Origin of the sequence: Chryseobacterium sp. ZHDP1 (genome assembly GCF_018603435.1) — a bacterium.
GTDB classification, from domain to species: domain Bacteria; phylum Bacteroidota; class Bacteroidia; order Flavobacteriales; family Weeksellaceae; genus Chryseobacterium; species Chryseobacterium indicum.
The window spans coordinates 283,887-297,523 of sequence record NZ_CP075682.1; the positions used below are offsets into that span (position 1 = coordinate 283,887).

The 13,637-nt window shown below is 34.2% G+C and carries 20 protein-coding genes; 19 read left to right on the forward strand and 1 reads right to left on the reverse strand.

Annotated features, from left to right (window positions below):
* The first annotated feature begins 131 nt into the window (after positions 1-131).
* The 13 genes from KKI44_RS01280 (at position 132) to KKI44_RS01340 (ending at position 10,489) form a co-directional block, all read left to right on the forward strand.
* Positions 132-719 (forward strand): hypothetical protein, encoded by a 588-nt coding sequence (locus KKI44_RS01280; protein ID WP_214589492.1) that lies wholly within the window; start codon positions 132-134, stop codon positions 717-719.
* Positions 712-2,244 (forward strand): hypothetical protein, encoded by a 1,533-nt coding sequence (locus KKI44_RS01285; protein ID WP_250902132.1) that lies wholly within the window; start codon positions 712-714, stop codon positions 2,242-2,244. The genes KKI44_RS01280 and KKI44_RS01285 overlap by 8 nt, the downstream gene beginning before the upstream one ends.
* A gap of 319 nt (positions 2,245-2,563) precedes the next feature.
* Positions 2,564-2,881 carry a hypothetical protein gene (locus tag KKI44_RS01290; RefSeq protein ID WP_250902133.1) on the forward strand — a complete coding sequence of 106 codons (318 nt, stop codon included), beginning with the start codon at positions 2,564-2,566 and terminating at the stop codon, positions 2,879-2,881.
* Positions 2,882-2,886: 5 nt separating this feature from the next.
* Positions 2,887-4,218 (forward strand): hypothetical protein, encoded by a 1,332-nt coding sequence (locus KKI44_RS01295; protein WP_250902134.1) that lies wholly within the window; start codon positions 2,887-2,889, stop codon positions 4,216-4,218.
* Between the two features lie 25 nt (positions 4,219-4,243).
* A complete protein-coding gene (locus KKI44_RS01300; protein ID WP_214589493.1) occupies positions 4,244-5,134 on the forward strand; it encodes a DUF6712 family protein in 891 nt (296 codons plus the stop codon).
* A 44-nt stretch (positions 5,135-5,178) separates the two neighbouring features.
* A complete protein-coding gene (locus KKI44_RS01305) occupies positions 5,179-5,769 on the forward strand; it encodes a hypothetical protein (RefSeq protein ID WP_214589494.1) in 591 nt (196 codons plus the stop codon).
* Positions 5,762-6,748, forward strand: coding sequence for a hypothetical protein (locus tag KKI44_RS01310; protein ID WP_214589495.1), 987 nt, complete (start codon positions 5,762-5,764; stop codon positions 6,746-6,748). Before KKI44_RS01305 ends, KKI44_RS01310 begins: the two co-directional genes overlap by 8 nt.
* 4 nt (positions 6,749-6,752) lie before the next feature.
* On the forward strand, positions 6,753-7,814 hold the full coding sequence (locus KKI44_RS01315; RefSeq protein ID WP_214589496.1) for an SGNH/GDSL hydrolase family protein: 1,062 nt from the start codon (positions 6,753-6,755) through the stop codon (positions 7,812-7,814).
* A gap of 9 nt (positions 7,815-7,823) precedes the next feature.
* A complete protein-coding gene (locus KKI44_RS01320; protein ID WP_214589497.1) occupies positions 7,824-8,294 on the forward strand; it encodes a phage holin family protein in 471 nt (156 codons plus the stop codon).
* Entirely contained in the window at positions 8,266-8,814 is a 549-nt protein-coding gene (locus KKI44_RS01325) for a hypothetical protein (protein WP_214589498.1), read from the forward strand. Before KKI44_RS01320 ends, KKI44_RS01325 begins: the two co-directional genes overlap by 29 nt.
* Positions 8,811-9,407, forward strand: coding sequence for a glycoside hydrolase family 19 protein (locus KKI44_RS01330; RefSeq protein ID WP_214589499.1), 597 nt, complete (start codon positions 8,811-8,813; stop codon positions 9,405-9,407). The genes KKI44_RS01325 and KKI44_RS01330 overlap by 4 nt, the downstream gene beginning before the upstream one ends.
* A gap of 125 nt (positions 9,408-9,532) precedes the next feature.
* Positions 9,533-9,685, forward strand: coding sequence for a hypothetical protein (locus KKI44_RS01335; RefSeq protein ID WP_214589500.1), 153 nt, complete (start codon positions 9,533-9,535; stop codon positions 9,683-9,685).
* A 129-nt stretch (positions 9,686-9,814) separates the two neighbouring features.
* Positions 9,815-10,489 carry a GDSL-type esterase/lipase family protein gene (locus tag KKI44_RS01340; RefSeq protein WP_214589501.1) on the forward strand — a complete coding sequence of 225 codons (675 nt, stop codon included), beginning with the start codon at positions 9,815-9,817 and terminating at the stop codon, positions 10,487-10,489.
* On the opposite strand, the gene KKI44_RS01345 is transcribed toward KKI44_RS01340, so the two are convergent.
* Complete coding sequence (locus KKI44_RS01345) at positions 10,486-10,707, reverse strand: hypothetical protein (protein WP_214589502.1); 222 nt, start codon at positions 10,705-10,707, stop codon at positions 10,486-10,488. The genes KKI44_RS01340 and KKI44_RS01345 overlap by 4 nt on opposite strands.
* Before the next feature lie 39 nt (positions 10,708-10,746).
* Between KKI44_RS01345 and KKI44_RS01350 the strand changes: the two genes are divergently transcribed.
* The 6 genes from KKI44_RS01350 to KKI44_RS01375 all read left to right on the forward strand — a co-directional run bounded on the left by KKI44_RS01350 (position 10,747) and on the right by KKI44_RS01375 (position 13,609).
* On the forward strand, positions 10,747-11,526 hold the full coding sequence (locus KKI44_RS01350; protein ID WP_214589503.1) for a hypothetical protein: 780 nt from the start codon (positions 10,747-10,749) through the stop codon (positions 11,524-11,526).
* On the forward strand, positions 11,513-12,016 hold the full coding sequence (locus KKI44_RS01355; protein WP_214589504.1) for a hypothetical protein: 504 nt from the start codon (positions 11,513-11,515) through the stop codon (positions 12,014-12,016). Before KKI44_RS01350 ends, KKI44_RS01355 begins: the two co-directional genes overlap by 14 nt.
* Positions 12,017-12,024: 8 nt before the next feature.
* Positions 12,025-12,336 (forward strand): hypothetical protein, encoded by a 312-nt coding sequence (locus KKI44_RS01360; protein WP_214589505.1) that lies wholly within the window; start codon positions 12,025-12,027, stop codon positions 12,334-12,336.
* Positions 12,337-12,538: 202 nt separating this feature from the next.
* A complete protein-coding gene (locus KKI44_RS01365; protein ID WP_214589506.1) occupies positions 12,539-12,793 on the forward strand; it encodes a hypothetical protein in 255 nt (84 codons plus the stop codon).
* A 5-nt stretch (positions 12,794-12,798) separates the two neighbouring features.
* Positions 12,799-13,110, forward strand: coding sequence for a hypothetical protein (locus tag KKI44_RS01370; protein ID WP_214589507.1), 312 nt, complete (start codon positions 12,799-12,801; stop codon positions 13,108-13,110).
* Positions 13,111-13,171: 61 nt separating this feature from the next.
* The gene (locus KKI44_RS01375; RefSeq protein ID WP_214589508.1) at positions 13,172-13,609 is read left to right on the forward strand and encodes a hypothetical protein; all 438 of its coding nucleotides are present in this window, start codon (positions 13,172-13,174) and stop codon (positions 13,607-13,609) included.
* The last annotated feature ends 28 nt before the right edge of the window (positions 13,610-13,637 follow it).

Sequence of the window (13,637 nt, forward strand, 5' to 3'; positions counted from 1 at the left end):
TTTCATCAATTTTTTCAATTACACTTCTGTAAAATTTTGTAATTACCTAATAAATAATAGGATTACAAAATTACACTTTAGTTCCTATTACTGTCCTTTCAGACACTTTTTCAGACAAATATTTTCGTTGTATGGATATTGTAAAGTACACGAAAGACAACACTTTTCAACGGATTAAAGCCTGGTATATCGACGAAACGTCGGTACAGTTAACTCCGGCTGAAGAAAAGAAAAAAGATAGATTAAAGCACATTTGGGCTTTACGATGTAACAACCGATATTCTCCAAAAGATACCGTTAAAATTATTGAGCGCGATTATAAAGTTTCCCAGGCGACTGCCTACCGGGATTATAATTTGTCAATGGAACTCTTTGGCAATATGGATCAGGTTAATATAGCCGCTGAAAAAATGATCATCGCAGAAGGTTATTGGGATCTTTATTTATCGGCAAAGAAGAAAGGTAAAGAAGAAGTGGCTCTAAGAGCCCTGGAGAAATATGAATCACTTTACAATTTTGAAGATACTACTCAGAAAGTTGATCCGAAAAAGCTCGAAGCTTCTGTTTATAATCTGAAAATTCCTAGAGGCGTTGAAAAAATGCTGAAAGGAATGTTTGATGGAGGTGTGGTAAACTTTAACAATATTGGAGCTGAAGATGTAGACTGGAAAGAAATTACTGAAGACGAGGACGAACAAAACGAGGAAGAATATGAGTAGTGCTGTATTATATCACAATATGCCGGTCCGGAATATTGAGCTGAATCTAATGCAGGCATCCGCGGTTTTGGCAAATAAAAAGTTCAAAATTCCAAATATCAATATCGAAGCAGCCAGGGGAACGGGAAAATCTACTGTGCTCGGATGGTTTATAAAAGAAGCTGTAAAACAAATGCCCCGTTCTACCGGTATTATTGTCGGTGAAACATTTGTACAGATTAAGTCCAGAACTCTTCCGTCTACAAAAGAAGGAATGGAGATGTTTGGGCTTTTTGAAGGCTTTGATTACGTTGTAGGTCGATGTGGTAAAGAAGAAGGTTTTGAGATGCCTTTTCAGGCTCCTTCCAGTTGGTCCAATGTGATCCATTTCAGGAACGGAGCGATTGCGGTTCTGGTATCGCTTGACAATCCAAACTCCGGAAGGGGATTAAATTCTTATTGGGTTATTGGTGACGAAGCGGCGCTATTGACCTATGAGCGCCTATATGATAACGTACTGACAACAAACAGGGCAAAGAAGGCGATCTTTAGTAAGGCATCTATGTTACACGCTCAGGTGTTTGTTTCATCGGTGGCAATGACTAAAAAAGGTGAATGGTTCACTAATAGAGAGAAGCTTGCCAAAGAAGATCCTAAGAAATACTGTTTCCTTCAGTTTAATTCATTCGTTAATGCTCATAACCTGAAGGGAGGTTGGATCCAGGACATGCAGAAGGAAGCGCTGTCAAAGACCCAATTCAACGCTGAGATAATGAACATAAGGCCGCGCGGGGTTAAAGATGGGTTCTATGCTCAGTTAAAACCTAAACATTACTATCAGCATAAGTACAACATAGATCTAATGGGTGGCGTTACTGAGAAGTTTACACCCAGCTGTAAGTATGATACAGATCTGATCAGGAACGTGCCATTACAGCTTAACCTAGACTTTGGTGGAAAGATCAACTGTATGACTGTCTCTCAGTATTCGGCAATGCAAAACTCTATCAACTTTGTAAAGGAATTCTTCAGGAAGAATCCGGATATCCTGGATGATCTTGTGCAAGACTTTATCGATTACTATGAGCCACACAAAGCGAGTAGTAATGTGATTCACTTATACTACGATAGATATGGAAATAATAAAGAAGCAAACAGTAAAACTACACTTGCAGAAGATGTGATCATTAAGCTAAGAAAAGCCGGATGGGTGGTGATCAATAAGACACCAAACACTAACAACCCGCCTCATGCTGAAAAGTATCAGCTGATCAATACTATACTTGCAGAAACAGATTACCGTCTTCCTTCAGTAAGGATCAACGCTGATAATTGTCCTAACTTGATTATCTCAATGGAAAATGCACCACTGAAGGGAGATGACGCTTTCGAGAAAGACAAGTCGTCTGAAAGAAGTAAGACCATACTGCAGGAACATGCGACTCACTTCAGTGATACGCTTGACTATAATCTATACTGGCAATTCTGGCACTTGGTTGATCCGAGGTCCCTGTCTTCCTTTCCAGTTACGAACTTATACCTATAAAATAGAGCAAAATAGAGCCCTAAAATGGCTCAAAATCGACCTAAAAACAGCCCAAAAATGCACCCTAAAAAAGTGAATTATTGGGCTTTTTTAGGCATATTTCGTGTTTTTCAGCACCTGCAATTGTAGAGAAAGATAAGGCGGCCCTGTGCAGCACATGCAAATAATGATAAAAAACGCGTTTTTGGCGGGCTGATCCAAAGTTTAATTTATTTAAATCCTTGCACTTATATTTTTTCATCATGAGAATGAAACATGTAAAAAGAGAAAATAAATTGATGTCCTTTCCCTGGCAATCATTCAGTTTGATATTTGGCTCATGCAAAAAGCAATCTTTTTGAGTCAAGTTCTCACGGAAATGAAAAAATTGGATGCAAATAAAAACCCAATTCCCTTTTCGATAACTGTAAGAACCTATAACAATCAAAATAAATCCGGAGGAAAATTAATAACGTACGAGAATGCAGTTTTAATGCAGGCTCCAAAAACTCCTGGAAAGATTCGATTATCTCAAGACAGAGCTTTTAAAAATCCTAATCACTTTGATAACCGAACCCGAAATTTAAAAACGGATCAAGGGATTAAGAAAATTAACATTCTATTCATTATAAAATTTAACGGCTGTGATGTCGTCTAAAACTGATGGAAATCTCAAAAGGAATTTATGCAGTTGGAGGATTAAATAATAAAACTGCAGTATTTTTTAACAAAACGACTGATCCGGTTCACTCTACATTTAAGCCTAATATTACCGACTCTTTAATTGGTGGAAAATGGCTTCCGTGGGGTGAATCTAATCTTTATCCTCAAGAGTTCGCTGAGAAGCTTAAAAAAACAAATATTGCAATCGGCGGTTTGGAAGTTTTGACGGCTGCTCACTTTGGAACAGGCTTCCGTCTTTACCAGGGAACCGAAACTGAAGAAGCTATAATTTTTAAGGAAAGACTGGTTGATTCATTTCCGGATATCGCAGCATTTTATTATCGTACAAACTTTAATATTACTCTTGCAGAAATTATTACGGATTATGAGGTTTTCCGCGTTGCATTCCCCGAATATTTACTTTCTCCTAATGGTGATCAAATTATTTCTGTAAGAAGGATTAAAGCGGCTGATTGCCGTTTTCAGACTCCGGATCCGAACGGGATCATCAACAATATAGGAGTGAATACCGATTGGGAAAAATACGATGAAAAAAAGACAACTGTTATTCCGTGTTTCAATGCTAATATTCCTGTAGAAGAAATTAAAGCATATTGTAAACAAAAGGGGATCCGGAAGTTTACCATTCCGGTTATTGATACGTTACTTGTTGAGAAGTCTTATCCGTCCGTTGGATGGCATGCTTCATTCAAAAATGGATGGGTTGATGTAGTTCTGTCAATACCGGCTTTCAAAAAAGCAATGTTTGAACAGCAGCTGAATATTAAATATCTGATCCATGTATCGGACGAATATTTTTCTCACATTTACGGCCAGGACTGGAGTCTTTTTTCTCCGGAAGAAAGACAGAAAAAAAGAACGGAGCTCGTAGATCTCATTCATGATAATTTGCAGGGAAATCAAGCTGGAGGAAAATCCATTATTTCACCATTCTTTATTGACCGTTCTACCGGAAAAGAAATAAAAGGAATCCAGATCGATGAAGTTCCGCAAACTCAATCAAATGGAGATTTCCTTCTGGATGGTTCTGCAGCTAATTATGAGATACTGACAGCAATGGGAATTGATCCTTGTTTAATCAGTGGAGGAGCATTCGGAGGAAAAACCTTAAGCGGTTCCGGATCCGACAAAAGAGAAGCCTGGACAATTCTTTGTGCGAAACTTCCAATAAAACAAATTCGAACGCTTCAGATTTTTGAAATTATAAAAATCTGGAATTCCTGGGATCTAACTGTTTTCGGAAAATTCCCAAATATAAATCTTACAACTTTAGACAAAAACAAAAACGGTCAAGAAAAAGTTGTCAATTAATTATGTGTAAAAATGCGACAAAAAAATGGAATATTATATTGATGAAATCACACTCCCGGAGTATTTTATTTTACCTGGAGAATTTGACTGGAAATTAATTGATCAGGAATTAGGATTCTCAGAAATATTTGAGATAATTCCAAAAGAAATTTATCTGCAGTTAAAAGAAGAAACTGAGGATAACAAGAAAGAAATATTCAGGCTTCTTACAAAAGCATCGGTTCTTTATTCATTTATCCTGGCAATACCAAAAATTAAAGTCCATATCACAAATTATGGTGTTCAGGAGTTTATACAGGAAAAATCCAAGTCGGCTCCCTGGTGGGATGTTAGAGATCTGGGACTATCACTTTTGAAATTTGCTGACAAATTATTTTCTGAAGCTCTAACAAAAATTGCAGGAATTGAGGCGCTGAAAAATTCTATACCATTTTTTGAAAATGTTTCTGAGAATATAAAAACGCCGGCTGAATTTGAAGAAATTTATTCTATCAAGAATTCTCCAAAGGTTTTTAAAATGCTTCAGACATATTTGGTTCAGGCTTATTCATTGGATGTTCTGGATAAAATTAAACCGGATTGTATTGAACAAATTAAATTGAAGCCCGAACTATATAAATTTTTGAAACAGGCTAATATCTGTTATGCTTTATATTATGCTTCTTTGATGCCGAATTTTGTTTTTCTTCAGAATGCGATCGTTATTCAATACGAAGAACTTCCGTGGCAAAAATCGCAGGTTTTAACGCCTGATGCAAAAATAAATTCAGGAAAAAATTTCGTGAAGCTTGGAGATGCAAGTATGAAAGTGATCACTGATTTTATAAAGAAAAATCTTTCAGAATTTCCTTGCTACTCAGAGCCGGTTCCTGAAAGCAAACCGCAATCCAGAACTTCAGGAATTTACATGATTTAATGTCCTTTTAAACCGATAGTGATATCGGTTTTTTTGTACCTGTAATGAGCTTCGAAAACATAGACATAGAGAACATTAATCATTGTCCGGAAATAGATTTTATTTCCGGACTGAAAACGAGATTATATTTTGCTCCTGCATCGTATTTTTTCTTTACTCCTTTGCCTAAACCTGCAGGATCATTTGAAAGCGAAATTGTGATCAGTGACGACATCCTAATGAGGAAAAATAAACTGCTTAGATATATCGATATCCTGGTTGATGAAAATGAACTGAAAATTTCTCTTAACGGTTCAAAACAGAAAAAACGAACTATTACAAACTTAACTGTTTTTATTTTGGGATTCACTCCTTCGGTTCTGGGCTTTGTACAGCGATGTAAAAATGTTCCTCTAATATTTTTTATTCAGGATGCCAACGGAAACAACTGGCAAATTGGTCATTCAGTCAATAGGGCTTTTATGGAAACTGCAGATATTTCTTCTGGTAAAAAATATGAAGACAATTCCGGAGCTGCAGTTGCTTTGAATTGCAATTCCTCAGTTTTCCTTTATCAAAAGCCTCTTGATCATTTTTCCAAACCGGGCGATTTCAATAATGATTTTAATAACGATTTTTTTAAAAAATATGACTAAACAAGAAATTTTGGATGCAATTGAAGAGTTCGTTACTACGAACGGGATTCAAGAAATTACAGGACAAATTTTGAATTTGATCTTGACTTCAATTGCCACGATTATTCCTGATGATACAATGCTCACTTCTTCTTTTGGAGGTATCGTAACGCCAGCGAGTAATATTGTAGTTACACCTGGACAACAAAAATGGTTTTTTGCTAATCCGGGAACTTATGCAAACGCAGGGGGCTTAGTATTCGCAGCAGGAAAATTGAATATTCTTTCGTACGACGGAGCCAACTGGCAGAAGTTCGAAGTCGATATGCCAACGGATCAAGGAATGATTGAAATTCCATTTTCAACTTTTATTAAGTTTGAGAATAATAAATCAGTTTCTAAAACAACTCTTTCCGGGCCTGCAAATTTTAGCTACGTTTCTACAAACGCAAAGCCTAATGCGATTGAAGTAAAAGAGATAATTCCAAATGGATATCCAATTACTTTTAATGCAGCATTTACAACTAAAATTCAATCGGATATTGATTATTCAAAACCGATAACAATTATGTTTCATAGACCGATTACAGCGTCTTTAAAACCTTTAGCTTTAGTTCTTAACACTTCAGAAGTCGACAACACAATTCCACTGCCTAAATTCAAGGTTAATGCTGTCGGTGCTTCTTCTGCTTTGATCAATACTTGGTTTGTATCCTTCGAATTCCCAAATCACACTGTTACAGCTAATGATTGTGTATATAATATTGGTATTTTCAATTATCAAGGGGTGAACTATTTAACCGGAAATTTTACTACTGTAGGAGCCGGCGCAAATGGAAGATGGGCAAACTTTTCTATTCCGGAAAGCCAATGGGAAGCGGGGAAAATTTTTGATCCGGACGGAACCAACATTGCTGGTGTAAGAATTACAATGGGTAACTCAAAGCCTACTTCCTTAGTACAGGCAAATACATCGGACTATACACTTATCCAAATTTAAAATAATGGAAATAGGGATTATAAAGAATTATTCCAGCTTCAGTAATTTGTCTGAAACTGACATTTCAGCGGGTTGGAGTATTATTAATAATAAATTAGTAAGTCCAGCTGATATAACAAAGCCCTTGCAGTTTAAGTATGTTTCTGGTCTTTGGCAATGGAAGCGAACTATTGTTTCGAATAAGAAAAGTTTAAAGCTTTTTATAAATAATACAGCTGGTAATTATACAGGAGAATTTTACATAAATACTCAAAATAAATTATGTAGCAGTTTTTCTTATGATAGTTCTCTACGAGTAAGTACAGATGCCATAAGTTATAATGCGGGAGATCTTCTTGAATTTTCAATATTAAAAAATGCTTGGAGTACCTTTTTTGCGGTTAAAAATCTTTCAACAAATCAGACAGTAACCTTAGATGCAAGTAATGTTGTTTTTGCTATTCACAAATTAAAACTTATTACATCTGAGGTAACGGAAATTTCAAGTTATAAATTTGAAAGCTCACAGCCTGTTGGTGGAACTTATGTTGTAGGAGATTCCATAACAAATGGAAGTGCAGCTACTACACCTGAATTGTCTTGGGTTGGTCTTACTGGATGGAATAGGCTTTGCGGTCCTGGAGATCGAAGTGCTGACGCTATTTTATTACTGGAAGAAATTCTAAATTACGTTAAGCCTGACAGGATTGTTTATGCAATGGGAACAAATGATCCTAACATAGATGTTTGGAAAAATGCTGTTCAGCAATTTAAGCAAGTTTTAAATGCTGGTAGAATTACGTTTATCCCAATTTGTCCTTATGCTAATGGAGTAAAATCAATGGAAGCTTTTCAGCAATATATAGTCGGTAACTTCTCTATTTACTTTGACTTTTATTCAGTCACTAAAGCTCAAGGAAGCACAATTTTAAATCCCTTGTATGATTCTGGTGATCACGTTCACCCAAATAATCCTGGTCATTCAGCGATTGGAAATTATACAATTAACAGTCCACACTATAACTACTTTAAAAATTTCGCTGATGACACGCTTCAGATGTACGCGTTTTACAGACAAATGCTATAAACTTTAATAATGATTTTAGAACTTATAAAACACGATTATCACGCCTTATGGCTTAAATTATTTGTTGTATCCGGAGCATGGTTTTGTGTGCTTCTGGCAATTTTGATTGACCTTTATTTCGGGGTACGGAAATCAAAGGCTTTGGGAGAACATACAACTTCTGAAGGCTTTCGTCGAAGTATTCAGAAATTTTGTTATTACTATGCTATGATGGTTTTTGCATTAATTTTTGATGCTTTAATTCCTGTTTCATATTATTTAGCTTTTCCGCTTTCAGCACTTCCGGTTATCACATTGTTATGTTCTGTAGCTTTAGTTTTTACTGAAGCAAAATCAGTACGAGAAAAAGGAGATGCGAAACTTCGAAGAAAAACAGATGCGAGCTTCAGGGAACTTATTGAAGTTTTAAAGAAAGAAGATCTGATCAATAAACTTATAAAATCTCAATCTAATGAAAAAGATTCTACTACTGATAGTTAGTTTTGTTATGATCTCGTGTGGATCAGTAAAGAAAAGTAAATATTCCTCTACATCTGAAGGAAATGAAAATATAGATTTTAAGGAATCCACCGGAAATAAAAGCAATATTCAATCTTTTGAAAATGCTTCGATCAAAATTGAGAATAATGGGTTTAATATTTCTGTTAAGCCGTTGAATGGACAAAATTCTTTTTTCAATTTTACTTCTCCAGATGGTCAGCTGTTCCAGGGAACAACCAATGCAGAAATAAGTTTTGAAAAAAAAGCAGAGAAAAAGGAAGTCTTTATCACAAAAAAAACTGTTACAAAAATCACATACTGGTCTAATGTTACTTATAAATCACAAATCACCTATAAGACCGTTGTCAAATATTTAGATAAGTATAAAGAAGCATATCCATGGTATTATATTTTTATTGCTGGGTTTATGCTCCGGGAGTTGTTACGATTGCTCTGGAACTGGGCTAAAAAAAGTAATTGGTATATGAATTTAATAGAAAGAATAAGTAAGAAAAGATGAAGGCTTTAGAATTATCAAAAAAATATAGATCTCAGTTGGATAAGTTTGATATTACTTCTCCATTAAGAAAGGCGCATTTTTTTGCGCAAATTGATCACGAAAGCGGGATGAAAGCAATTAGAGAGAATTTAAATTATTCTACAATAGCCGCCGCTAAAAAAGCGTTTTATACCCCTTTTAAAGGTAAGTCAAATGCTTTTATATCACTTTATTTACGTAATCCGGAGAAGATGGCAAATTATGTCTATGCTAATCGTAACGGAAATGGAAACGAAGGAACCGGTGACGGGTGGAAATATAGAGCCGGGGGCATGATCGGAACTACTGGAAAAGCTAATTTTGAAAGACTATCAATAGTTACTGGAGTAGATTATGTAAAGGATCCGGAATTGTTAAATAATGAAGCTGATTCATTAATAGCAGCTTTAGTATTTTGGAAAGATAATAAGCTGAATATTTATGCAGATCGCGACAAACTGGATGCAATTTCTGACATAATTAATAAGGGTCGTCTCACAGAAGCGTATGGAGATTCTAATGGCTTTCAGGATAGAGAAAAAAAATTGAAAGTCTATAAAGAAGTATTTAAATAAAAATCCCCGCGTAATGTGGGGATTTTATTTTTTTTATAATTACGGAAAACCGTAAGGCTATAAAAAATAGTCTACATATCTTTACAAAGTCAAACAAAACATACTAATAATTACAATTAAAAGATATGGACTTTTTATATAGATTAAAGTACAATGGTGACGTTTTCAACGTTCGCGCAGGAGGATTTACTAAAGCATTAGAAAAATTAAAAGAATTTTTAAAAGTTGAAATTTCTGAAAATCAAGTTAGAATTTCTTCTGTTGTAAGAATTCAATAATTTCATAAAACATTCCGATATTAGTTGGAATCATTTTTCAAAAATTTTGAGTTGAAGCTAACCACCTGACCCAACAGGTGGTTTTTTTTCACAAATAATTTTTTTATAAATTTGTAAAAACAAACAATCATGAAATACTTATTCCTTTTACTTTTATTGTTTTCTTGTGGTGCTAAAAAGGATGAGAGACACACCGAAATTAAAAAAAATGATTCTTTAGTTACCTATACTTTTAATAAAAAAGTTCTTGACAAAGCTAAATTGGACCTTCAGAATTCATTTAAAAAAAGTAAAAAAGATATCATTTTTTTAGGTGATAGTAAAACAGAGGGATTTCCACTTCAGGAAACTTTTAATAATTTAAATATCAAAAATAGAGGTATTGCTGGAAACACTACTTCTGATGTTTTATCCAGATTAAAATTCGTTACCGACGGAAAACCTAAAGAAATATTTCTTGAAATAGGTGTAAATGATATCAGCCAGGATATTCCTGTAGTAAAGACTTTTGAAAATTTTAAAAATATTTGTGAAAGGATAAAAAAGGAAACTCCCACAACGAAGCTTTATATTCAATCCGTACTTCCGACTACTCTTGAAAATAAATTATTAAATCCAAAGATTCAGCAATATAATGACTTGCTAAATTCTTATTGTAAAAATAATAAACTAACATTTATAGATCTCAATTCTCACTTTTTGTCTGGATCAGAAATGAATAAGAAATATACAATAGACGGAATTCACCTAAATGCAGCAGGATATCTTCTTTGGGGTGAACTTCTGAAAAAACACGTTCTTTAATTCCCTTCTATTTTTTTAAATTCTTCCTGAACAAACTCACTCATTTCGTCAACGACTTCTTCTCTTTTATAAGGATTATATCCTACTTCAAATACCCTCGATAACATCGGGGGATTTACGTTATCTACCTTATAGCAATAGCAAAGAGAATCCGTTGCGTATATAATTAACCAGCGTTCTTCCTGAGGTTCGTAGACTAATTTTATTGTCCTTTTCATAATTACTTCATTTTTTGAGATTGCAGCAAAAATAATGCAATGTCACAAAATATTTGGATCGCGAGTTCCTGGAGCGAATTAAACGAATGGCAAATTCAGGAAATTGCTCATTTGTACATAAATACACCTCCGGAGAATTTTCATGAGGTTTATCCTCGAATGATTTCTATAGTTTACCAAAAAGAAGATACAGCAATTCATAGATTTGAACTGTTCAAATTGATCAGAGACGTTCCTATATCTGAACTTGGTAAATACACTACTTTTCTTTTAGAAAAAAACAATTATTACAGATTTCCTAAAATTCCTGGACTTATTAAACCAGCAGATCGATTAGGAAATATTTCAATCAGACAATTTTCTTCCATTGATACTTTTTTTTATCAATGGAATGAAGACAGATCCCTGCTAAAATTAAAAAGACTTGTAGCATCACTTTATAGGATAAATGAAAAATATGATGATTTAGATCTTCCTGCAGTTGACGCAATCACCAGAAATATTCCTGTAAAGAAAATGGAAGCCATTGCATTGGCTTATTTGTTTACAAGGATATCAATCTCTGATCAATACAAAGTAGTTTTTCCGGAGCAAAAAGAAGAGTCTGAAGAGGAAAAAAAATTGCAACCGGTATTCAAGAAAAAAGATCAACAATACATTCCTTTTGATAAAATTATTATCGGTTTATCTATGGATGAACTTCAGCCACTTGGAAAAAAACAAGACATTAATGATGTTCGTATTTATGAATTCTTGAGCGTTTTGTCAGAAAGTATATTATACCACAAAGCAAAAGCTGCAGCATATGAAGGAAAATAGTTATATTGAAATGAAAGATTATTTTGAAAATTTGGTTGAACAATCAAATTTTCTAAATGAGTTCGTGGCTTTTTTTGAGAGAGAATGGACTTCAAAAAAGGCAAAAGTAGGAGGAATAAAAGCGCCGGTTCTAGCACTGTTCCGTTATGAGTTGGGTTTTGAAGGAAATGATCAAAATACAATTGCTGTTCGGAAAATTGGGTTTGCGATCATGTTTAATAAAATTCCTGCAGGTGATTTTGAAGCTCAATATAATGCTATTTATGAGGCTGAAAAGTTGGCGATTAAAGTTCTTTCCAGGATTAGAATTGATAGTAGCAATCAGGATCACTTTCTATACAACTCATTTTTGAAAGAAACAGTTGAAATTAAACCAGTAGAACTTTCTACAAGTGATTTTGGCGTTGATGTTTTATTCAGTTTAAAAAACAAGCAAATTCTTAAAGTTGATTCTGCAGATTGGAAAGATTTGGATCATATTTGTAAATAAATAATTTTATGAAAAAAAATATCCCTGTAAAAGTTAATTTGAACTTAGATTCTTACTCCATTATGGAAACTGAATTTGTCGGAATGCCTCCGAGAAATGAAATTGTTGCAAGATTTAGAATGCTTTTGACTCTTTATAAACTACAGGAAACGGAGGAAAATTTAGATATCATTGGAAGTTTTATCATTGTGCTTAAAAAAAAGCACGGCGTTCCGGAAATGGATATCTTAAAGCATATTATAGAAACAAAGACTGAAGGTGTTACCTTAAAGATGCAAGCTGTAATTTCGGCGATCTATTTGGCAAAATTTAAAAAATAGATTTTAAGATGTTGGATTTTTACTTTTTTTCCTATATTTGCCATGTCAAACATATACTAATCAGCAATGCAGATTATCTTTTACGGAATCTATATAAATTTGCCCCGGAGATGTGGTTTACTTAATCCTCGTGATTAGTATGTGTTTGACGACCCCACATTAACGGGGTTTCTTTTGTAAGCTAATTTAAAAAATATAAAAAATGTCAAACACAACTCAATTAGCAATTACCGGAAGAAATAGTAAAGTAATTGCAAAAAAAAGAAGATCCAGAAAACTAATTACTCCAGCAGCTTTCGCAAAGCTTTTCAATGGTAGTTTCGAAATGAATTTTAAAAATGGTATCGGTTACTGCAAATTCATTTCATCTGATAAAATGGCTCAAGCCTGGGGAATTAATATTCAAAAAGCATATCGAAATACGTTAAGAAATTTTCATCAAAAATATACTACTTAAAATCAATGAATGACTATATCCAAATTATGAAAGATATTATTCAGGAATATTATTCTACTACTCCTGAAGGTAATAAAATTGAAATGCAAACAAGTGCAATTTTAAGATGGTTTAAAGGGGTTATTCCCGATCAGCCGATCACTGAGCATGATGTTTTTGATGTTTTAACAGAACTTGGATATAAAAAATCACAGAAAATATTAACGGAACGAATTCAGACGGTTAAAGCTAATAAGAAAGAAGGTATTCAAGCTGAATACGAAGATGTAGAAGTAGCGAGAATTTTAGTCTGGAATTTATACGAAAGAATAGAATAATCAAATCCCGATGTCCTTTAACCAGGAATCGGGATTTTTTATTTTTCCGGAAATTAACTACATGTATAGAAATGAAGAGCAGGTTGCCCGAAAAGCGGAGCAAATGCTTGAAACATCTTTAAGAGCAAAAACTTCATCGTTCGCAGATCACGTCAATAGAAATAGTAAACAGAAATCAATTAAAGATGCTACTGCAGTTTCTAAAGTTCAGAAATACGGTCCAAGCTTTTATATGAGAAGTTTATCTATCAAAATGCCAAAACACGGCTTTATTCAAAATGCCGGTGTTGATACTACAAGATCCGGAGGGTCCAGAAAACGAAGCGAAGGCAATACAACGTATAGTTTTAAATCACATACGATGAAGATGGCAGCAAAGCCATTTATTAATGATGCTGTGGATTCATCTGGTGTAAAGGATTTTGTAATGGTTGAAATTGCCAGAATCAGATCTGAAGCTATTATGGTAAATGTCAAAAAAATTCTAGAAAATTTGTAGCACCTCCGGGTGCTTTTTTTATGTCCTT